Genomic DNA, 20,497 nt, shown 5'->3' on the forward strand with positions numbered 1-20,497 from the left:
CCAGCGCGAATGCCCATGGATCTCGTGATCGCCCGTCCCGAAGGCCTGTATTGCCCACCCGGAGATTTCTACATCGATCCGTGGCGGCCAGTGGAGCGCGCGGTGATCACCCACGGCCACGGCGACCATGCCCGCACCGGCAACGGACACTACCTGTGCGCAGCCCCCGGCGCCGGCATTCTGCGCAGCCGGCTGGGCCAGGACATCGACCTGCAGACCCTGCCGTACGGCGAGCGTCTGGTGCACCACGGCGTGACCTTGAGCTTCCATCCTGCCGGGCATGTCCTCGGCTCGGCGCAGGTACGGCTGGAGTACGAGGGCGAGGTGTGGGTGGCGTCGGGCGACTACAAGGTCGAGCCCGACGGCACCTGCGCACCGTTCGAGCCGGTGCGTTGTCACACCTTCATCACCGAATCCACCTTCGGTCTGCCGATCTATCGCTGGCCCTCCCAGGCCGAGGTGTTCGCCGACATCAACGCCTGGTGGCGCAGCAACCGCGACCAGGGCAAGGCCAGCGTGCTGTTCTGCTATGCCTTCGGCAAGGCCCAGCGCATTCTCCATGGGCTGGACGCCAGCCTTGGCCCGATCCTGGTGCATGGCGCCGTGGAGCCACTGAACCGGGTCTACCGCGAAGCCGGTATCGCGCTTCCGGAAACCCGCTATGCCGGTGATATCCCGCGCAATGATCCGCTGATGCGCCAGGCCTTGGTGCTGGCACCGCCATCGGCCGGCGGCAGCAGTTGGATGCGGCGTTTCGGCGACTACAGCGACGCCTTCGCCAGCGGCTGGATGTTGTTGCGCGGAACCCGTCGGCGGCGTGGCGTGGACCGCGGCTTCGTGCTCTCCGACCATGCCGACTGGCCCGGCCTGCTATGGGCCATCGGCCAAACCGGTGCCGAGCGGGTGATGGTCACCCACGGCTCGGTCGGCGTGCTGGTGCGCTACCTGTGCGAACAGGGCCTGGACGCCCGCGCCTTCGTCACCGAATACGGCGATGAGGATGACGCCCCCGCTGCGGAGCCTGCACCATGAAGGATTTCGCCGAGCTCTACCTGCGCCTGGACGCGACCACTTCGAGCAATGCCAAGCTACAGGCCCTGCGCGACTACTTCGCCCAGGCACCGGCCGCCGACGCGGCCTGGGCGGTCTATTTCCTGGCCGGCGGCCGCCCACGGCAACTGGTGCCCACCCGCTTGCTCCGCGAGTTGGCCACGGCCATGGCGGGCTTGCCGGACTGGTTGTTCGAGGAGAGCTACCAGTCGGTCGGCGACCTGGCCGAAACCATTTCCCTGCTCCTGCCACAGCACGATCACGACAGCGATGAAGGACTGGCGCAGTGGGTCGAGCAGCACCTGCTGCCCCTGCGTGGGCAACCCGCCGAGGTGATTGGCGAACGGTTACCGCAACTGTGGCTGCGTCTGGACCGTCCCAGCCTCATGCTGTGCCTGAAGTTGATCACCGGCAGTTTCCGAGTCGGGGTGTCGAAACTGCTGGTCACTCGCGCACTGGCCCAATTGTGCGACCTGGACCCCAAGCGTGTGGCGCAACGGTTGGTCGGCTACACCGACCTCAGCCATCGACCGACGCCCGACAGCTACCTGAAACTGATTGCCCCGGAATCGGACGACGAACACGCCCAACGCGGCGGACAGCCCTACCCATTCTTCCTGGCCCATGCCCTGCAAGCGCCGGTGGAAGACTTCGCCACGTTGATCGGCCCGGTCGAAGACTGGCAAGTGGAATGGAAGTGGGACGGTATCCGTGCCCAGGTGGTCAAGCGCGAGGGCCAATTGTGGATCTGGTCGCGCGGCGAAGAATTGGTCACGGAGCGTTTTCCCGAACTGCACAGCCTGGCCGAAACCCTGCCGGACGGCGTGGTACTCGATGGCGAAATCCTGGTGTGGAAGCCTGGCACCACGCAAGACGCGCCCGCGGTGCAGCCTTTTGCCTTGTTGCAGCAGCGCCTGGGTCGCAAGATCCTCGGCAAGAAGCTGCTCGCCGATGCGCCGGTGGTGCTGCAGGCCTACGACCTGCTCGAGTATCAGGGAGAAGACTGGCGCAGCCGCCCGCAACACGAGCGGCGCAGTGGGCTGGAACGTCTGCTGAACGAACACCCGCTGGCGCCGGTACTGCTGTCCCCTCTGCTGCAGGCAGACGACTGGGCGGGCCTGGCCGAACAGCGCGAGCAATCGCGCAGCCTTGGCGTCGAAGGGTTGATGCTCAAGCGGCGCGATGCACTGTATGGCGTCGGTCGCACCAAGGATCTGGGCGTGTGGTGGAAGTGGAAGATCGACCCCTTCAGCGTCGATGCAGTGCTGATCTATGCCCAGCGCGGCCATGGCCGCCGCGCCAGCCTTTACAGCGACTACACCTTCGCCGTCTGGGATGCACCGGCCGGTGCTGCGCAACGCACGCTTGTGCCCTTCGCCAAGGCCTATTCGGGGCTCAGCGACGAAGAAATGCGCAAGGTCGATGCGATCATCCGCAAGACCACCGTGGAGACTTTCGGCCCGGTGCGCAGCGTCAAGCCGACCCTGGTGTTCGAGCTCGGTTTCGAGGGTATCGCCCTGTCCAAACGTCACAAGAGCGGGATCGCCGTGCGCTTTCCACGGATGCTGCGCTGGCGCCTGGACAAGCCCGTGGAAGAGGCCGACGACTTGGCCACCTTGCAGAGTCTGCTCGGTCCGACCTGACGCGTTTGCCGGTGTCCGGTGCTCACGTGCATAGGCACGCAGGCTCAGTTTGTGCTTCTATTTCCAGTCGCCACGATCAACGCCCGCGCAGCCCAGGACTCCCATGCATCACTTGACCCACGACTTGCTCTCTCCGGTTCCCGGTGTCACCCGTCAGTTGCACAGCTTCCACTTTGGCCCGCGAGGCCAAGGCAAAGTCTATATCCAGGCCTCGCTGCACGCCGATGAGTTGCCCGGCATGCTGGTCGCCTGGCACCTGAAGCAGCGTCTGCGGGACTTGCACCAGCAGGGCCTGCTACAGCGCGAGGTGGTGCTGGTGCCCGTGGCCAACCCGGTGGGTCTGGAGCAGGTGCTGCTGGATGCGCCGCTGGGACGTTTCGAATTGCACAGTGGCGAGAACTTCAACCGCAAATTCGTCGACCTGTCGGACAGCATCGGCGATCAGATCGAACCACGGCTGAGCGGCGATCCTGAACACAACCTCGCCTTGATCCGCAAATACCTGCGTCGCGGGCTGGAGGCCCACCCGGCGGTGACGCCGCTGCAGGCCCAGCGCCTGACCTTGCAGCGCCTGGCCTGCGACGCTGAGCTGGTGCTCGACCTGCACTGCGACTTCGAGGCCGTCGAACACCTCTACACCACTCCCGAAGCCTGGCCACAGGTCGAGCCGCTGGCGCGCTATCTCGGCGCCCAGGCCAGCCTGCTGGCCACCGACTCGGGCGGGCAGTCGTTCGACGAATGCTTCAGCCTGGTCTGGTGGCAACTTCAGCAGCGTTTCGCCAAGCGCTTCCCGATTCCCCTGGGCTGCGTGGCGGCCACCGTCGAGCTGCGCGGCCAGGCCGACGTCAACCATGAACTGGCCCGCCAGGATTGCCAGGCGCTCCTCGATTTCCTCGTGCACCGGGGCGTGATCGCGGGCCAGGCGAGCCCCCAGCCCCCGCTTCGGTATCCTGCCACGCCGCTGGCAGCGGTCGAGCCGCTGGCGGCGCCACGTGGTGGCCTGTTGGTGTTCCACGCCAAGCCAGGACAATACCTGGAGCCGGGACAGCAGGTCGCTGAGATCATCGACCCGCTCAACGACCAGGTGACCCCGGTGAGCACTGCCCACGGCGGCCTGCTCTATGCACGCAGTGTGCGCCGCATGGCGACGACCGGTATGGTCATCGCCCATGTCGCGGGCGAGCAGGTGTGCCGTAGCGGCTATCTACTGGCCAACTGACGCGAATCAAACCAAAGCGCACACTGGCGGGTCTGTAGAAGCACAGCCTTCGACGAGACCGGCCACTGATGCCCACCTCACCCGACCTCGCCAACGCCTGGTTCAGCAGCCGACGCTGGAAGCCCTTCGCCTTCCAGCGCACCGTGTGGGCAGCGATTGAGCGCGGCGAATCGGGCCTGCTGCATGCCAGTACCGGCAGCGGCAAGACCTACGCCGTCTGGCTGGGTGCCCTGCGAGCCTTCGCCCGTCCTGTGAGTGGACGTCATCCGGCGCCGCTGCAGGTGTTATGGATCACGCCCATGCGTGCGCTGGCCAGTGATACCGCCCGCGCCTTGCAGGCACCGGTCGATGAGCTGGGGCTGCCTTGGAGCATCGGCGTGCGCAGCGGTGACACGTCCAGCGCCGAGCGCGCACGGCAGACTCGACGCCTGCCCAGTGCGCTGGTGACCACCCCGGAAAGCCTGACCTTGCTGCTCACCCGTGAACACGCCGAGCGCGACTTTGCCGAACTGCGCATGATCGTGGTGGATGAGTGGCATGAACTGCTGGGCAACAAGCGTGGCGTGCAGTTGCAACTGGCCCTGGCTCGCCTGCGGCGCTGGCAGCCACAGTTGGTGGTCTGGGGCCTGTCGGCCACTTTGGGCAACCTGCCGCACGCGCTGGAGGTGCTGCTGCCTGGCGGCGGACGTCTGGTGCAAGGGCGCCAGGACAAACGCATCCAGGTCGATACCTTGCTGCCGGACGAAATCGAGCGATTCCCTTGGGCTGGACACATGGGGCTGAAGATGCTGACCAAGGTCAGCGCCGAGCTCGAGGCCAGCGCCAGCAGCCTGGTGTTCACCAACACCCGCGCCCAGGCCGAATTGTGGTACCAGGCGCTGCTCGATGCCCGCCCTGACTGGGCAGGCCTGATCGCGCTGCACCACGCGTCGCTGGCCCGGCACACCCGCGACTGGGTAGAGCGCAGCCTCAAGCAGGGGACGCTGAAAGCAGTGATCTGCACCTCGAGCCTGGATTTGGGGGTGGATTTCCTGCCAGTCGAACGGGTGCTGCAGATCGGTTCGGCCAAAGGCATCGCGCGCCTGCTGCAGCGTGCCGGGCGGTCGGGACACGCGCCAGGCAGGACGTCCCGCATCACCTTGGTACCGACCCACAGCCTGGAACTGGTGGAGGCCGCCGCGGCTCGACAGGCCTTGGCGGCCGGGCACATCGAGGCGCGTCGCTCGCCGCGGCTGAGCATGGACGTGCTGGTCCAGCACGTGGTCAGCATGGCGCTGGGCAGCGGGTTCCGGCCTGAGCAGTTACTCGAGGAGGTGCGCAGCACCTGGGCCTTTCAGGACTTGCAGGACGCCCAGTGGCAGTGGGCACTGGCCTTCGTGCGCCATGGCGGCAGCTCGCTGACGGCCTACCCGGATTACCAACGCGTCGAAGCTCACCCCGATGGCCTCTGGCGCGTGGCCAGCGAGCGTCTGGCACGCCGCCATCGCTTAGGCATCGGCACCATCGTCAGCGATGCCAGCCTGCAACTGAAATACTGGAGCAAAGGCGGAGGTGGCAAGTCGCTGGGCAGCGTCGAAGAATCGTTCATCGCCCGTCTCAAGCCTGGCGATACCCTGCTGTTCGGCGGGCGCATCCTGGAGCTGGTACGGGTGGAAAACATGACCGCCTACGTGCGTCGCAGCACGGCGCGCAAAGCGGCGGTGGCACGCTGGAATGGCGGGCGCATGCCGCTGTCCAGCGAGCTGGCCGATGCCCTGGTCGAGCGCCTGGATGCCGCGGCCCATGGCCATTACGAGGGCCCGGAAATGCGCGCGGTGCGTCCCCTGCTGGCGCTTCAGGCCAGTTGGTCGGCGCTGCCCACGCAACGCACCTTGCTGGCCGAGACGCTGCATACGCGCCAGGGCTGGCACTTGTTCGTCTATCCCTTCGCCGGGCGCATGGCCAACCTGGGACTGGCCAATCTGCTCGCTTGGCGGGTCAGCCGGCAGCAGCCGCTGTCGGTCTCGATCGCCGTCAACGACTATGGCTTCGAATTGCTGGCCGCCAGCGCGGTGGACTGGGCAGCGTATCTGCCCGCCGCGCTGACGGTCGACGATCTGCTCGAGGATGTGCTTGCCAGCTTGAATGCGGGGGAGATGGCGCTGCGGCGTTTTCGAGAAATCGCCCAGATCGCCGGCCTGGTCTTTGGCGGCTACCCGGCAGCGCAGAAAAGTACCCGTCAGATCCAAGCGTCCAGCGGTCTGTTCTACGAAGTGTTCCGCAAGCATGATGCGGATAACCTGCTGCTGGGCCAGGCGCGTGACGAGGTGTTGATGGAAGAACTGGAAATCGAGCGGCTGAGTCACCAATTGCAGAAACTGGCAGGCCTGAGCCTGGACCTGCATGCATTGCAACGGCCCAGCCCACTGGCTTTCGCACTGCTGATCGAAGGCATGCGCGAGACCCTGAGCACCGAAAAGCTCGCCGATCGAATCGCGCGGATGGTGGCCGACCTGGAGAAGGCGGCGAGCCGACCGTGAATCACCCACACCCTGTCGAGGAGGCCTCGCTGAACGTGCAACATCTGGTCATTGAGCACTGCGGCGAAACCCTCTGGCTATTACCGGACAAGGCGCTTTACTGGCCGGCGCAACGGGCGCTGCTGGTGGCCGATGTGCACATCGGCAAGGCAGCCAGCTACCGTGCCCTGCACCAGCCAGTGCCCCGAGGCACCACCAGCGCGACGCTGGAGCGCCTGGACCGGCTGCTGGAACATTACGATTGCCAACAATTGATCGTACTGGGCGACTTTCTCCATGCGCGCAGCGCCCGAGCACCCGCCACGCTCGCCAGGCTGGCACTGTGGCGCGACAGACATGCGCAATTGAAGATGATTCTGGTGCGGGGTAATCATGATCGCCATGCAGGCGATCCGCCGCACGCGCTGGGGATCGAGGTGGTGGAGGAACCCTGGGTGATGGGCGGTCTTGCGCTGGCACACGAGCCCAAAGCCCATGCGACGCTGCCAGTGATCGCCGGACACATTCACCCGGCCTGCGTGCTCAAAGGTCGCGGTAGGCAACGGCTGAGGCTGCCGTGTTTCGTCTTTGAGAACACTGTCAGCCTGTTGCCAGCCTTCGGCGAGTTCACCGGAGGCTGGACGGTGGACCCTTCTCCAAGCACCCGCCTGTTCGTGGCGGGTGGGGATCGTGTATGGGCCTTACCCAGGTGATCAGGCCATCGGGGTCGGCGGTGGCTGGTCCGGTATGGTGGGTTCGCCGGGCTCCGTGGGCGCTGGATCGGGATCGGGCTGGTGTGGTACACCGCCGGCATGCAAGTGCACCGGAGGGTGTGCAAGGAGGCTCCACGCCAGCATGCCGATCTGGTTCGGCTGCAGGCCAGCCAGTTTGGCACTGATTGCAGGGTCGAGTTTCATGGGCTGCTCCAGACAAGGCCGGCGCGCGTTATGCACGCCGGGGAGTTACCTCGTAGGAGTGTCAAAAGGGAAACTAATTCCCCCGGTTCGTCGGTTCAGGTGCGCGGCAGGGTCACGCCACGTTGGCCCTGGTACTTGCCGCCACGGTCGCGGTACGACACTTCGCAGGCCTCATCGGACTGCAGGAACAGCATTTGCGCCACGCCTTCGTTGGCGTAGATCTTCGCCGGCAGGGTCGTGGTGTTGGAGAACTCGAGGGTCACGTGACCTTCCCACTCAGGCTCCAGCGGCGTGACGTTGACGATGATCCCGCAGCGGGCGTAGGTGCTCTTGCCCAGGCAGATGGTCAGCACGTCACGGGGAATGCGGAAGTACTCGACGGTGCGCGCCAGGGCGAAGGAGTTCGGCGGAATGATGCAGACATCGCTCTTGATGTCGACGAAGCTGCCTTCGTCGAAATTCTTCGGATCGACGGTCGCCGAGTTGATGTTGGTGAAGACCTTGAACTCGTCGGCGCAGCGCACATCGTAGCCGTAGCTGGACACCCCGAAGGAAATCACCCGGCTGTCCTGTTCGCCGCGCACCTGGCGTTCGACAAAGGGTTCGATCATGCCGTGTTCCTGCGCCATGCGGCGAATCCACTTGTCCGATTTGATGCTCATGGCGGGTTGTCCTGAAAGGTCGAGATTGAAAACGAGATGCGCATCTTACCGGTCCTGGCCGACACGATAAAGTTCCCTGCCCTATCCCGCGCCCGGCACGGGCTCGCGCTTCGCCGAGACGAATTTCATCAAAGCCGCTGTTGGCCATTGGCAGGTTGCGGAAAGTGGGGTAAGGTGACGCCACTGTGCTGCACGTGACACCGAGAATCTGTTAGATGCACGATCCTGATCGGCCCATCGCTGAATTTTCCGCTCTCTTTGCACTCAGTCCCGGCCAGGGCGTTTCCTGAGCCGAAATCTACTTTGTCCAAGGAGACAGACACATGTCCAACCGCCAATCCGGTACCGTCAAGTGGTTCAACGATGAGAAAGGCTACGGCTTCATCACTCCTCAGTCGGGTGACGACCTGTTCGTACACTTCAAAGCCATCCAGGCTGACGGCTTCAAAACCCTGAAAGAAGGCCAGGCTGTTACCTTCGTCGCTACCCGCGGCCAGAAAGGTATGCAGGCTGAAGAAGTTCAAATCGCCTAAGTCGATTTAGCTTCCTCGCTTTCAAAAGAACCCGCCTTATGGCGGGTTTTTTTATGGCTGCGAATGGGCCAGCGCTGGATGCATCGCGGGCAAGCCCGCAATGCAATCCTAAATGCCGGATCAGTCCTCGCTGATGGTAATGCTCGGCATCGCCGGTGCTGCGGCCTCTTGCAGCACGATGCGCGCACCGACCTGACGCGCCAGTTCCTGATAGATCATGGCGATCTGGCTATCCGGCTCGGCGATAGCTGTAGGCTTGCCACTGTCAGCCTGCTCACGGATGACCATGGACAGCGGCAGCGACGCCAGCAACTCGACCCCGTACTGGCTCGCCAGCTTCTCTCCACCGCCCTCGCCGAACAGGTGCTCGGCATGGCCGCAATTCGAGCAGATGTGCACCGCCATGTTCTCCACCACACCCAGCACCGGGATGTTGACCTTGCGGAACATCTCGACGCCCTTTTTGGCATCGAGCAACGCCAAGTCCTGAGGCGTGGTCACTACCACAGAACCGACCACCGGCACTTTCTGCGCCAGGGTCAACTGGATATCGCCAGTGCCCGGCGGCATGTCGATCACCAGATAGTCGAGATCGTCCCAGGCGGTCTGGGCGACCAGTTGCTGCAAGGCGCCGGAGACCATCGGTCCGCGCCAGACCATCGGCGTGTTGTCGTCAGTGAGGAACGCCATGGACATCACCTCGACGCCATGGGCCTTGATCGGCACGAACCACTTCTGATCACGGATCTGCGGGCGCGTACCCTCCGGAATACCGAACATCACGCCCTGGCTCGGCCCATAGATATCGGCATCGAGAATGCCCACCCGCGCCCCCTCGCGCGCCAAGGCCAGGGCGAGGTTGGCAGCAGTGGTCGACTTGCCCACGCCACCCTTGCCCGAGGCCACCGCGATGACGTTCTTCACATTGGCCAGCGCCGGCACCTGGGCTTGAGCCTTGTGCGCAACGATCTGCGTGTCGATGCGCACCTGCGCCGACGTCACGCCGTCGAGGTTCTCGATGGCCGTCTGCAGCACCTGAGCCCAGCCATTGGTGAACAGGCCGGCGGCGTAACCCAATTGCAAGCGCACACTGACCTGACCGTCTTGAACGTCGATGGCGCGCACGCAGCCGGCGCTGACCGGATCCTGGTTCAGGTACGGGTCGGTGTACTGGCGAAGCACGCCTTCGATGGCGGCGGGTGTGACGGCACTCATGGAGACTCCCGTGGCATTTTTCGGAAAAGTGGAACAGGCGCCTATGCTAACCCGCGAGCGCGCACAGATGCGTCTGCGGGGTGAAATATCTGCGCCAGCCCTTTATAGTGGCCGATCATCCTCATTTTTACCCGTCGCCAGATAAGTAGCCGAGCCACCATGTCCGAGCCACGTCAGATTCTCGTCACCAGCGCCCTGCCCTATGCCAATGGATCGATTCACCTTGGCCACATGCTGGAATACATCCAGACGGACATGTGGGTGCGCTTCCAGAAGCTGCGCGGTAATCAGTGCATCTATGTCTGCGCCGACGATGCCCACGGTTCGGCGATCATGCTGCGCGCGGAGAAGGAAGGCATCACCCCTGAGCAGTTGATCGCCAATGTTCAGGCCGAGCACAGCAGCGACTTCGCAGACTTCCTGGTCGACTTCGACAACTTCCACTCGACCCACAGCGAAGAAAACCGTGAGCTGTCGAGCCTGATCTACACCCGTCTGCGCGAAGCCGGGCACATCGCCAATCGGTCGGTGACCCAGTATTTCGATCCGGAAAAGGGTATGTTCCTGGCCGATCGCTTCATCAAGGGTACCTGCCCGAAGTGCGCCGCCGAGGACCAGTACGGTGACAACTGCGAAAAATGCGGTGCCACCTACGCGCCAACCGAACTGAAGAACCCCAAGTCGGCCATCTCCGGCGCCACCCCGGTGCTGCGCGACTCCCAGCATTTCTTCTTCAAACTGCCAGATTTCCAGGCCATGTTGCAGCAGTGGACCCGCAGCGGCACCCTGCAGGACGCCGTGGCCAACAAGCTGGCCGAGTGGTTGGACGCCGGCCTTCAGGAGTGGGACATCTCCCGTGACGCCCCCTACTTCGGCTTCGAGATTCCAGGTGAGTCCGGCAAGTACTTCTATGTCTGGCTGGACGCTCCGATCGGCTACATGGCCAGTTTCAAGAACCTGTGCGCTCGCCGTCCGGAGCTGGACTTCGACGCGTTCTGGAATGAAGGCTCGCAAGCCGAGCTGTACCACTTCATCGGCAAGGACATCGTCAACTTCCACGCGCTGTTCTGGCCCGCGATGCTCGAAGGCGCCGGCTTCCGCAAGCCGACCGCAGTGAACGTGCACGGCTACCTCACCGTCAACGGCGCGAAGATGTCCAAATCCCGCGGCACCTTCATCAAGGCCCGCACCTACTTGGATCACCTGCAGCCCGAATACCTGCGTTACTACTACGCGGCCAAGCTCGGACGCGGTGTAGACGACCTCGACCTGAACCTCGACGACTTCGTGCAGAAGGTCAACTCGGACCTGGTCGGCAAAGTGGTGAACATCGCCAGCCGCTGCGCAGGCTTCATCCATAAGGGCAACCAGGGCGTGATGGTCGCTGGCGACGCGGCACCGGAGCTCACCGAAGCGTTCCTCGCCGCCGCGCCGTCGATCGCCGACGCCTATGAAGCCCGCGACTTCGGCCGCGCCATGCGCGAGATCATGGCCCTGGCCGATCGTGCCAATGCGTGGATCGCCGATAAAGCCCCTTGGTCCCTGGCCAAGCAGGAAGGCAAGCAGGACGAGGTCCAGGCCATCTGCGCCCAGGGCATCAACCTGTTCAGGCAACTGGTGATCTTCCTCAAACCCGTGCTGCCGCTGCTGGCCGCCGATGCCGAGGCCTTCCTGAACGTCGCACCGCTGACGTGGAACGACCACCTGTCGCGCCTGGAAAACCATACCTTGAACCCGTTCAAGGCGTTGATGAGCCGCATCGAGCCAGCCAAGGTCGAGGCCATGATCGCCGCCAGCAAGGAAGACTTGCTGAGCGCCGACGCTCAGGCACCGGCGGGCAATGGCGAATTGGGCAAAGACCCGCTGTCGGCTGAGATCGAGTTCGACACCTTCGCTGCCGTCGATCTGCGTGTCGCGCTGATCGTCAAAGCCGAGGCGGTGGCCGGAGCCGACAAGCTGCTGCAACTGACCCTGGACATTGGCGATGAACGGCGCAACGTGTTCTCTGGCATCAAGTCGGCCTATCCTGACCCTTCCAAGCTCGAAGGCCGATTGACGATGATGGTCGCCAACCTCAAGCCGCGCAAAATGCGCTTCGGCGTCTCCGAAGGCATGGTCATGGCGGCTGGCCCCGGCGGCGAGGAAATCTACCTGCTCAGCCCCGACAGCGGTGCCAAGCCAGGCCAACGCATCAAGTGAACCGGCCCCCGGCCTGGGGCGTCTTCCGACGCCCCAGGCTGCAGCGCTGACTCTCCCCTTTCCGTCGCCGAGGAATGCGTGGCCTCATGAATGCCGCCAAACGCCTGGAGATCTTTCGCAGGCTGCACGAAGACAACCCTGACCCGAAAACCGAACTGGCCTACACCACCCCCTTCGAACTGCTGATCGCGGTGATTCTGTCCGCGCAAGCGACCGATGTGGGTGTGAACAAGGCGACCGCCCGGCTGTATCCGGTGGCCAATACCCCTGAGGCCATCTTCGCCCTGGGCGTGGCTGGGTTGAGCGAGTACATCAAGACCATCGGCCTGTACAACAGCAAGGCCAAGAACGTCATCGAAACGTGCCGCCTGCTCATCGAGCAGCACGGTAGCGAGGTGCCGCAGACGCGCGAAGCGCTGGAGGCCCTGCCCGGTGTGGGCCGTAAGACAGCCAACGTGGTCCTCAACACGGCCTTTCGGCAACTGGCGATGGCAGTGGATACCCACATTTTCAGGGTCAGCAACCGCACAGGGGTTGCGCCAGGCAAGACCGTCCTGGAGGTGGAAAAGAAGCTGCTGAAGTTCGTGCCGAAGGATTACCTGCTCGACGCCCACCACTGGCTGATCCTCCACGGCCGTTACGTCTGCCAGGCACGCAAGCCCCGCTGCGGCAGTTGCCGGATCGAGGACTTGTGCGAGTATCGGCACAAGACCTCGGACGATTGACGCTTTAGCAAAAAGTCATGATGTCCGATTGAAAAAATCTTTTTTACCGGTTCTGCGATTCTCGCTATAAGGACGGCCAATGGCCCCTTGGCTTGGAGCGATGCATGAGCACCGATAAAGACGAATTGATCGACGAGGACTTCGTCGCGGACGACGACGCAGAACCGCAGGTGGAACCTGCCAAAACCAACCTGAGCAAACGCCGCACTATCGACAACTTGCTCGAAGAACGGCGCTTGCAGCGGCAATTGGCCGACTTCGATTACGACCTGTAGCCCGCGGCAGGCAGACCTCCTGCCCTAGAGGCCCCAAGTGTTTCAGGCCAGGCCGTGGCGCTGCGCGAGCTCGATCAGGTCCACCAGCGATCGCGCATTGAGCTTGAGCAGCAGCCGGGTCTTGTAGGTGCTCACCGTCTTGTTGCTGAGAAACATGCTATCGGCAATTTCCTTGTTGGTTCGTCCTCTGGCCAACTGCTGCAGCACCATCATTTCGCGCCCTGACAGGCGCTCGACCATCTCGCTCTCGCTGCCGCCACTGACGCCGCTGCGAGTCTTGTGCAGCGCCTGATTGGGGAAGTAGCTATACCCCGAGAGCACGGCCTTGATCGCGCTGAGCAGTTCGGTCAGTTCCTGCTGCTTGCACACGTAACCGGCCGCGCCGGCCTGCATGCAGCGCATGGAGAAGTGCCCCGGGGCCTGGGAGGTCAGCACCAGCACCTTGCTCCCAGGACTCGCCGTCGTCATGCGCGCGATCACCTCCAACCCGTCGAGCTTGGGTATGCCAATGTCGAGTACGACGATATCGGGCAGATAGTCCCGGGTCATCTGCAGCGCATCTACACCGTTATCGGTCTCCGCCACTACTTCATATCCATGACGCTCCATCAACATACGTACGGCCAAGCGAATGACCGGATGATCATCCACGATAAGTACTTTATTCATGGGATATCCATTGATCCGTTCTAAGTTCTGACGCGCCACGATAACCGAGCCATCGCTGTTGTGGCGCGGTGATTCATCAGTAGGACGCAGTCAAAGATGAAACTTACACTGCTAATAGAAACGTCCTACATTTGTGCGACAGATCCGTTCGATTTCCATCACCTGAATGGGCAATCAAGTGAAAGTCCAGTGGCCGCAAAAATGCAAAGTGTGGATAGCACGACCAACGAGTGAGATCTTTCAATCTTTTGGGAGCGAATAGTTATACCGGGCCCATGACAACCGGTAATTTTTTCCTTGAGGGGAAACAGCAAGCGTTTTTCTCGGCGAGGCGACAGGGTACAGATGGACAAAGCCCGAAGGAGGCCCTCGCCATGAACAGCACCGAACAGATGAGTCCCTTGACGATCATTGCCATTTTCTCCGGCATCATCGAGGCGTCGGCGCTTGCTTCGTTGCCGTTCCTGAGCGAGAGCAGTCAATCGATCTACACCTGGTTTCTGGTGGGCTTCCCGTTTTTCCTTACCGTGCTGTTCTTTTTGACGCTGAACTTCAACCACGAGTCGCTCTACACCCCGGACAAGCGCGCTGTGGACGATGAGGAGCCGCTCTACGCCGATACCCAGGCGCCCATGACCATCGCCCTGTCAGGGCCCGGTGCACACAAGAACATCGAGACTCACGTGCTCAATGCACTCGATCGCCCCCCCGGCAGGGAGTGCCGGTGGATCTTCTACAACCTGGAGTGCCGATCACGCATCTTGCTGTCGATTCGAGCGTTGGAGAAAGGCGACAAAATCGACTTGTAGGCGGGCCGGAGCACTACCTGCAGATACAAAAAACCCGGTCGTTGCGACCGGGCTTTGTTCACTGCAACAACAATCAGAGCAGCGAGCGACCCTTGTTCGCAGCAATACGCATGCGCAGGGCGTTGAGCTTGATGAAGCCTGCCGCGTCGGCCTGATTGTAGGCGCCGCCATCTTCCTCAAAGGTAGCGATGTTGGCATCGAACAGCGAGTCGTCCGACTTGCGACCGACGACGGTGACGTTGCCCTTGTACAGCTTCAGGCGCACGACACCGTTCACGTTGACCTGGGAAGCGTCGATCATCTGCTGCAGCATCACCCGCTCCGGGCTCCACCAGTAACCGGTGTAGATCAGGCTGGCGTACTTGGGCATCAGCTCATCCTTGAGGTGAGCGACTTCGCGGTCCAGCGTGATCGACTCGATGGCACGGTGCGCCTTGAGCATGATGGTACCGCCAGGCGTCTCGTAGCAGCCGCGCGACTTCATGCCCACGTAGCGGTTTTCGACGATGTCCAGGCGACCGATGCCGTTGGCGCCGCCAATGCGGTTCAGATCGGCCAGCACGGTGGCCGGCGTCTTCTCGACGCCGTCAATGGCCACGATGTCACCGTTGCGGTAGGTCAGCTCGAGATAAGTCGCCTGGTCCGGGGCATTTTCCGGGGAGACGCTCCAGCGCCACATGTCTTCTTCGTGCTCGGTCCAGGTATCTTCCAGAACGCCGCCTTCGTAGGAGATGTGCAACAGGTTGGCGTCCATCGAGTATGGCGATTTCTTCTTGCCATGACGCTCGATCGGAATACCGTGTTTCTCGGCGTAGTCCATCAGCTTTTCACGGGACAGCAAGTCCCATTCACGCCACGGGGCGATGACCTTGACGCCGGGCTTGAGCGCATAGGCGCCCAGTTCGAAGCGCACCTGGTCGTTGCCTTTGCCGGTGGCGCCGTGGGAGATCGCGTCGGCACCGGTTTCGTTGGCGATTTCGATCAGACGCTTGGCGATCAACGGACGGGCGATGGAGGTACCCAGCAGGTACTCGCCTTCGTAGACGGTATTGGCACGGAACATCGGGAAGACGAAATCGCGGACGAACTCTTCGCGCAGGTCGTCGATGTAGATTTCCTTGACGCCCATGGCCTGCGCCTTGGCACGGGCCGGTTCGACCTCTTCGCCCTGGCCCAGGTCAGCGGTGAAGGTCACCACTTCGCAGTTGTAGGTGTCTTGCAGCCACTTGAGAATCACCGAAGTATCAAGGCCGCCGGAATACGCCAGTACGACCTTCTTTACGTCCGCCATGCCATCACTCCACGGGGTTGTACGGAAAACCCGCGATTCTACCGATCTCGTTGAGGAATTTACAGTGGCGCGACAGCTTCTGATGCCAAAGCGACAGGAAGTGTCGCGGGCGCGACCTTCCGTCGAAATCAGATTTTCTTGGCCGAGGCCGCCGCAGCGGTGGCCGCTGGCGCAGCGGTCGCGGCAGGTGCCGCAGCGGGCTGGGCGGGCGTGGCAGGCGCCGCGTCGTGGGGCTTCTCAACCGGTTTCTCGACCGGCGTGACACGGTCTAGCTGAATGTTCACACGCCGATTGCGCGCGCGATTGGCGGGGGTGTTGTTCTTGACCAGCGGATAACGCTCACCGTGGAAACGTACGACGATCTGCGCCTCCGGCACGCCGTGGGCTTGCAGATACTCGGCCACGGCCAGGGCACGACGCCGCGACGCATCGCGGTTGGCCAGGCGATTGCCGCTGTTGTCGGAATGGCCGTCAAGCTCAATATGGTTGACCGTCGGATCGGCCTTTATGTAGTCGAGGATCACGTCCAGACGCGCCCGTGCCGAGCTGTCCAGCTCGAAACCGGTGCCGGGGAACGGTATCTGGGTCTGACGAATCTGATCGTAATTCATCGGCAACAGCTTGGCGGCGCAGACCTGATAGTCGCTGTAGGCCTTGGCGAAGCTGACCGGCAACACATGCACTTCCATGGGACGGCCGCCCTCGCCGGTATAGTTGCGCACCACGGTACTGCGGCCGTCGAGCAACCCGTTGATCAACCGGCTGGCCTGTCCCTGGGAGGTGCTGAACAGCACGCCGGAGCGGCTTAGACGCACGGCCCCCAGGTTGACGTCGCCACGTCCGGGTTGCCATGGCGCGGCAGCCGCCAACAGGGTGGCCGAGCCGGCGCCCAGCGCGTTGCTGTCAGAACGCAACTGGAACACCGGCTGCTCTCCGGCACGGCGCACGAACTGGCCGCTGCCGAAGCCCTCGATGGGCTGAATCAGCCGACACTCGAACTGATCGCCTTCGACCTTCCACGCAATGTTCTCCATGCGGGTCTGGAAGGTCATTGCACCGGCCGGCAGGCTGGCGCACAGGCTGAGCAGGAGTAGGTAACGCTGGCGCACAGGCGGCTCCACAAATTCTGACGTCTTACCTGCAGGCTATCGGACGCCTGCTGGAAAACTTGATAGCCGTGCCGCTCTCAGGGTTTTCCGGTAGCATTGGCGGCTGAGTTCGAACCGCCTGGAAACCCCAATGTCCGATCGCCTGACCCTCCTGCGTCCCGACGACTGGCACATCCATCTGCGCGATGGAGCTGTGCTGCGACATACCGTCGGCGACGTGGCGCGTACCTTCGCCCGCGCCATCATCATGCCCAATCTGGTTCCGCCGGTACGTACCGCCCATGAAGCCGAAGCCTACCGCGAGCGCATCCTCGCGGCGCGTCCTGCCGGCAGCCGTTTCGAGCCCCTGATGGTGCTGTACCTCACCGACCGCACCCGCCCCGAAGACATCCATGCGGCCAAGGCCAGCGGCATCGTGTTCGCTGCCAAGCTCTATCCGGCCGGCGCCACGACCAACTCCGACTCGGGCGTCACCAGCATCGACAACATCTTCCCGGCGATCGAAGCGCTGGCCGAAACCGGCCTGCCGCTGTTGGTGCATGGTGAAGTGACGCGCGCGGACATCGACGTGTTCGACCGCGAAAAACGCTTCATCGATGAGCATATGCGTCGCCTGGTCGAGCGCTTCCCGACGCTCAAGGTGGTGTTCGAGCACATCACCACCGCCGATGCCGCGCAATTCGTCAGCGAGGCCCCGGCCAACGTCGCGGCGACCATCACCGCGCAGCACCTGCTGTACAACCGCAACCACATGCTGGTCGGCGGCATTCGTCCACACTTCTATTGCCTGCCGATCCTCAAGCGCAATACGCACCAAGTGGCCCTGCTGGATGCGGCCACCAGCGGTAATCCGAAGTTCTTCCTCGGCACCGACTCGGCGCCACATGCCCAGCATGCCAAGGAAGCGGCCTGCGGTTGCGCCGGTTGCTACACCGCCTACGCGGCCATCGAGCTGTACGCCGAAGCCTTCGAGCAACGCAACGCCTTGGACAAGCTGGAGGGCTTCGCCAGCCTGCACGGTCCAGCGTTCTATGGCCTGCCGGCGAACACCGACCGCATCACGCTCATCCGTGAAGACTGGACCGCACCGACCAGCCTGCCGTTCGGCGATACCCAGGTGGTGCCGCTGCGTGCGGGTGAAACCCTGCGCTGGCGCCTGCTGGAGGACAACGTATGAGCGAAGACCTCTACGAAGACGATCAAGACTTGCCGTCCGGTGGCGGTTCGCGCCATCCCATGGCCGAGCGTTTTCGCGGCTACCTGCCGGTGGTGGTGGATGTCGAGACCGGCGGTTTCAACAGCGCCACCGACGCGCTGCTGGAAATTGCCGCCGTCACCATCGGCATGGACGAAAAGGGCTTCCTGTTCCCGGAACACACCTACTTCTTCCGTGTCGAGCCGTTCGAAGGCGCCAATATCGAGCCTGCTGCGCTGGAGTTCACCGGCATCAAGCTGGATCACCCGCTGCGCATGGCCGTGAGCGAGGAAAGCGCACTCACCGACATCTTCCGTGGTGTGCGCAAAGCGCTGAAGGCCAATGGCTGCAAGCGGGCGATCCTGGTCGGCCACAACAGCAGCTTCGACCTGGGCTTCCTCAACGCTGCGGTGGCGCGCAACGACCTCAAGCGCAACCCCTTCCACCCCTTCTCCAGCTTCGACACCGCCACGCTGGCCGGCTTGGCCTACGGTCAGACGGTACTGGCCAGAGCGTGCCAGAGCGCAGACATCGACTTCGACGGGCGCGAGGCGCACTCGGCGCGCTACGACACGGAGAAAACCGCTGAGCTGTTCTGCGGCATCGTCAACCGCTGGAAGGACATGGGCGGCTGGCGCGGCTGAGCAAGCGGCAAGCGTGGACACCGCCGTCCTGGCTTTTCTTGCCGCTTGTCGCTAAAACTCGACGCTCAAAAAAACCGGCCAGGAGGCCGGTTTTTTTTGCATCACACCGTATTACAGCTTGCCGGCGTTCTCGCTCAGGTAGGCCGCAACGCCTTCCGGCGAAGCATTCATGCCTTTGTCGCCTTTCTTCCAGTTGGCCGGGCAGACTTCGCCGTGCTCTTCGTGGAATTGCAGGGCGTCGACCAGGCGCAGCAGCTCGTCCATGTTACGGCCCAGCGGCAGGTCGTTGACGATCTGCGAACGGACCACGCCGTTCTTGTCGATCAGGAACGCACCACGGAAGGCCACGCCGCCTTCGGACTCGACGTCGTAGGCCTTGCAGATTTCGTGAGTGATGTCGGCAGCCAGGGTGTACTTCACTTGGCCGATGCCGCCGTTGTTGACCGGGGTGTTACGCCAGGCGTTGTGGGTGAAGTGCGAGTCGATCGACACGCCGATCACTTCTACGCCGCGGGCTTCGAAATCGGGAATGCGGTGGTCCAGGGCAATCAGCTCGGACGGGCAGACGAAGGTGAAGTCCAGCGGGTAGAAGAACACCAGGCCATACTTGCCTTTGATCGCCGAAGCCAGGTTGAAGCTGTCGACGATCTCGCCGTTGCCCAGCACGGCTGGAACGGTGAAGTCCGGGGCTTGTTTACCAACGAGTACGCTCATTCGTCATCTCCTGATGGGGGTGAAAACCGTTGCCCAGGCGAGTCGACTCGCCCGGCATCCTGCAAAGACCGACCATCATACACGGGATATCATGACAGGCCGAATCGGACCGCCGGTCGCGCGAAGATGAATCATTCTTCAAGTGCTTTGACAAGCATTCTCATTACCATTAGTCTCCAACGCATCGACTCACCCAGCGATGGTCAGACCCTATGTACGTATGTCTCTGCGTCGGCGTCACCGATGGACAGATCCGCGATGCGATCTACGAAGGATGCTGCAGCTACAAGGAAGTCCGTACCGCCACCAACGTGGCCAGCCAATGTGGTAAATGCGCCTGCCTGGCCAAGCAGGTGGTTCGTGAGACCCTCACCGAACTTCAGCTCGCCCAGCAGCCTGCACTGCCCTACCCCGTCGAATTCACCGCCGCTTAAAACACCCCCTTTCAAAGAACCGGACCTCGTGTCCGGTTTTTTTATGCCTGTAATTCAATAAGTTAGCCCACCAACGCGGTTCACAAACATTCTTATTCCTATTAATTTTCACTTATTATTCAACAACTTAGGTTTGACATAGAAAGTTGTCGGGCTCAGACTTCGCCTATTGGCTCACTTCTCAGGGCAGGAACCCGGACATGAAAGGCGACGTAAGCGTCATCCAGCATCTCAACAAGATCCTCGGAAACGAGCTGGTCGCGATCAACCAGTACTTCCTGCACGCGCGTATGTATGAAGACTGGGGCCTGAACGCGCTCGGCAAGCACGAGTACAAAGAGTCCATCGACGAGATGAAGCACGCTGATAAATTGATCAAGCGTATTCTCTTCCTCGAAGGCATTCCCAACGTTCAGGACCTGGGCAAACTGCTCATCGGCGAGCACACCCGTGAAATGCTCGAGTGCGATCTGAAGATCGAAAACAAAGGCCTGATCGATCTGAAAGCCGCCATCGCCCACTGCGAAACCGCTGGTGACTTTGGCTCGCGCGACCTGCTCGAAGACATCCTCGAAGCCGAGGAAGAGCACATCGACTGGCTGGAAACCCAGTTGGGCCTGATCGACAAGATCGGCATCGAGAACTACCTGCAGTCGCAGATGGGCGAAGAGTAAGCCTGTACGCGCTTGCGGCCTC

At 62.5% G+C, this 20,497-nt stretch carries 21 protein-coding genes; 14 read left to right on the forward strand and 7 right to left on the reverse strand.

Going from position 1 to position 20,497, the window contains the following annotated elements; genetic code table 11:
• Window positions 1–15 precede the first annotated feature (15 nt).
• From ACK2SD_RS18720 to pdeM, 5 genes are all read left to right on the forward strand, one after another.
• Complete coding sequence (locus ACK2SD_RS18720) at window positions 16–1,032, forward strand: ligase-associated DNA damage response exonuclease (protein WP_039575969.1); 1,017 nt, start codon at window positions 16–18, stop codon at window positions 1,030–1,032.
• Entirely contained in the window at window positions 1,029–2,693 is a 1,665-nt protein-coding gene (locus ACK2SD_RS18725; RefSeq protein ID WP_412460551.1) for an ATP-dependent DNA ligase, read from the forward strand. The genes ACK2SD_RS18720 and ACK2SD_RS18725 overlap by 4 nt, the downstream gene beginning before the upstream one ends.
• A gap of 103 nt (window positions 2,694–2,796) precedes the next feature.
• Entirely contained in the window at window positions 2,797–3,912 is a 1,116-nt protein-coding gene (locus tag ACK2SD_RS18730) for a succinylglutamate desuccinylase/aspartoacylase family protein (RefSeq protein WP_412460552.1), read from the forward strand.
• Between the two features lie 68 nt (window positions 3,913–3,980).
• Window positions 3,981–6,431 (forward strand): ligase-associated DNA damage response DEXH box helicase, encoded by a 2,451-nt coding sequence (locus tag ACK2SD_RS18735; protein ID WP_295481353.1) that lies wholly within the window; start codon window positions 3,981–3,983, stop codon window positions 6,429–6,431.
• A 35-nt stretch (window positions 6,432–6,466) separates the two neighbouring features.
• Window positions 6,467–7,123 (forward strand): ligase-associated DNA damage response endonuclease PdeM, encoded by a 657-nt coding sequence (pdeM, locus tag ACK2SD_RS18740; protein ID WP_412462340.1) that lies wholly within the window; start codon window positions 6,467–6,469, stop codon window positions 7,121–7,123.
• On the opposite strand, the gene ACK2SD_RS18745 is transcribed toward pdeM, so the two are convergent.
• Window positions 7,124–7,327 carry a hypothetical protein gene (locus ACK2SD_RS18745; protein WP_029613226.1) on the reverse strand — a complete coding sequence of 68 codons (204 nt, stop codon included), beginning with the start codon at window positions 7,325–7,327 and terminating at the stop codon, window positions 7,124–7,126. It abuts the gene before it with no gap.
• A gap of 95 nt (window positions 7,328–7,422) precedes the next feature.
• Window positions 7,423–7,989 (reverse strand): dCTP deaminase, encoded by a 567-nt coding sequence (dcd, locus tag ACK2SD_RS18750; protein WP_029613227.1) that lies wholly within the window; start codon window positions 7,987–7,989, stop codon window positions 7,423–7,425.
• Window positions 7,990–8,312: 323 nt separating this feature from the next.
• On the opposite strand from dcd, the gene ACK2SD_RS18755 reads away from it, so the two are divergent.
• Window positions 8,313–8,522 (forward strand): cold-shock protein, encoded by a 210-nt coding sequence (locus tag ACK2SD_RS18755; RefSeq protein WP_016488765.1) that lies wholly within the window; start codon window positions 8,313–8,315, stop codon window positions 8,520–8,522.
• 120 nt (window positions 8,523–8,642) lie between these two features.
• On the opposite strand, the gene apbC is transcribed toward ACK2SD_RS18755, so the two are convergent.
• A complete protein-coding gene (gene apbC / locus ACK2SD_RS18760; protein ID WP_412460553.1) occupies window positions 8,643–9,737 on the reverse strand; it encodes an iron-sulfur cluster carrier protein ApbC in 1,095 nt (364 codons plus the stop codon).
• Between the two features lie 159 nt (window positions 9,738–9,896).
• On the opposite strand from apbC, the gene metG reads away from it, so the two are divergent.
• From metG to ACK2SD_RS18775, 3 genes are all read left to right on the forward strand, one after another.
• The gene (gene metG, locus ACK2SD_RS18765) at window positions 9,897–11,936 is read left to right on the forward strand and encodes a methionine--tRNA ligase (RefSeq protein ID WP_412460554.1); all 2,040 of its coding nucleotides are present in this window, start codon (window positions 9,897–9,899) and stop codon (window positions 11,934–11,936) included.
• 86 nt (window positions 11,937–12,022) lie between these two features.
• A complete protein-coding gene (nth, locus tag ACK2SD_RS18770) occupies window positions 12,023–12,661 on the forward strand; it encodes an endonuclease III (protein ID WP_039575953.1) in 639 nt (212 codons plus the stop codon).
• 104 nt (window positions 12,662–12,765) lie between these two features.
• Entirely contained in the window at window positions 12,766–12,936 is a 171-nt protein-coding gene (locus ACK2SD_RS18775; RefSeq protein ID WP_342649503.1) for a PA3496 family putative envelope integrity protein, read from the forward strand.
• 42 nt (window positions 12,937–12,978) lie between these two features.
• On the opposite strand, the gene ACK2SD_RS18780 is transcribed toward ACK2SD_RS18775, so the two are convergent.
• Window positions 12,979–13,605 (reverse strand): response regulator transcription factor, encoded by a 627-nt coding sequence (locus ACK2SD_RS18780; protein WP_342649504.1) that lies wholly within the window; start codon window positions 13,603–13,605, stop codon window positions 12,979–12,981.
• A gap of 374 nt (window positions 13,606–13,979) precedes the next feature.
• Here ACK2SD_RS18780 and ACK2SD_RS18785 point away from each other — a divergent pair, with 374 nt between their 5' ends.
• Window positions 13,980–14,414 (forward strand): hypothetical protein, encoded by a 435-nt coding sequence (locus tag ACK2SD_RS18785; protein ID WP_304484016.1) that lies wholly within the window; start codon window positions 13,980–13,982, stop codon window positions 14,412–14,414.
• Between the two features lie 73 nt (window positions 14,415–14,487).
• On the opposite strand, the gene ACK2SD_RS18790 is transcribed toward ACK2SD_RS18785, so the two are convergent.
• Window positions 14,488–15,705, reverse strand: coding sequence for an argininosuccinate synthase (locus tag ACK2SD_RS18790; protein ID WP_029613234.1), 1,218 nt, complete (start codon window positions 15,703–15,705; stop codon window positions 14,488–14,490).
• 128 nt (window positions 15,706–15,833) lie between these two features.
• Entirely contained in the window at window positions 15,834–16,814 is a 981-nt protein-coding gene (locus ACK2SD_RS18795) for a flagellar protein MotY (protein ID WP_412460555.1), read from the reverse strand.
• Window positions 16,815–16,944: 130 nt separating this feature from the next.
• Between ACK2SD_RS18795 and pyrC the strand changes: the two genes are divergently transcribed.
• Both pyrC and rnt read left to right on the forward strand, forming a co-directional pair.
• Window positions 16,945–17,991 (forward strand): dihydroorotase, encoded by a 1,047-nt coding sequence (gene pyrC / locus ACK2SD_RS18800; protein WP_412460556.1) that lies wholly within the window; start codon window positions 16,945–16,947, stop codon window positions 17,989–17,991.
• Window positions 17,988–18,653 carry a ribonuclease T gene (rnt, locus tag ACK2SD_RS18805; protein ID WP_029613236.1) on the forward strand — a complete coding sequence of 222 codons (666 nt, stop codon included), beginning with the start codon at window positions 17,988–17,990 and terminating at the stop codon, window positions 18,651–18,653. Before pyrC ends, rnt begins: the two co-directional genes overlap by 4 nt.
• A 111-nt stretch (window positions 18,654–18,764) precedes the next feature.
• Here rnt and ACK2SD_RS18810 read toward each other — a convergent pair whose 3' ends face one another.
• The gene (locus ACK2SD_RS18810) at window positions 18,765–19,367 is read right to left on the reverse strand and encodes a peroxiredoxin (RefSeq protein WP_295481347.1); all 603 of its coding nucleotides are present in this window, start codon (window positions 19,365–19,367) and stop codon (window positions 18,765–18,767) included.
• Between the two features lie 212 nt (window positions 19,368–19,579).
• On the opposite strand from ACK2SD_RS18810, the gene ACK2SD_RS18815 reads away from it, so the two are divergent.
• Together ACK2SD_RS18815 and bfr are read left to right on the forward strand one after the other, a co-directional pair.
• Window positions 19,580–19,801, forward strand: a complete 222-nt coding sequence (locus ACK2SD_RS18815) for a bacterioferritin-associated ferredoxin (RefSeq protein ID WP_029613237.1) — start codon at window positions 19,580–19,582, stop codon at window positions 19,799–19,801.
• A gap of 200 nt (window positions 19,802–20,001) precedes the next feature.
• Window positions 20,002–20,475, forward strand: a complete 474-nt coding sequence (gene bfr / locus ACK2SD_RS18820; RefSeq protein ID WP_029613238.1) for a bacterioferritin — start codon at window positions 20,002–20,004, stop codon at window positions 20,473–20,475.
• Window positions 20,476–20,497: the final 22 nt, after the last annotated feature.

This window comes from Pseudomonas sp. SC11 (assembly GCF_047039205.1).
GTDB lineage: Bacteria > Pseudomonadota > Gammaproteobacteria > Pseudomonadales > Pseudomonadaceae > Aquipseudomonas > Aquipseudomonas boreofloridensis.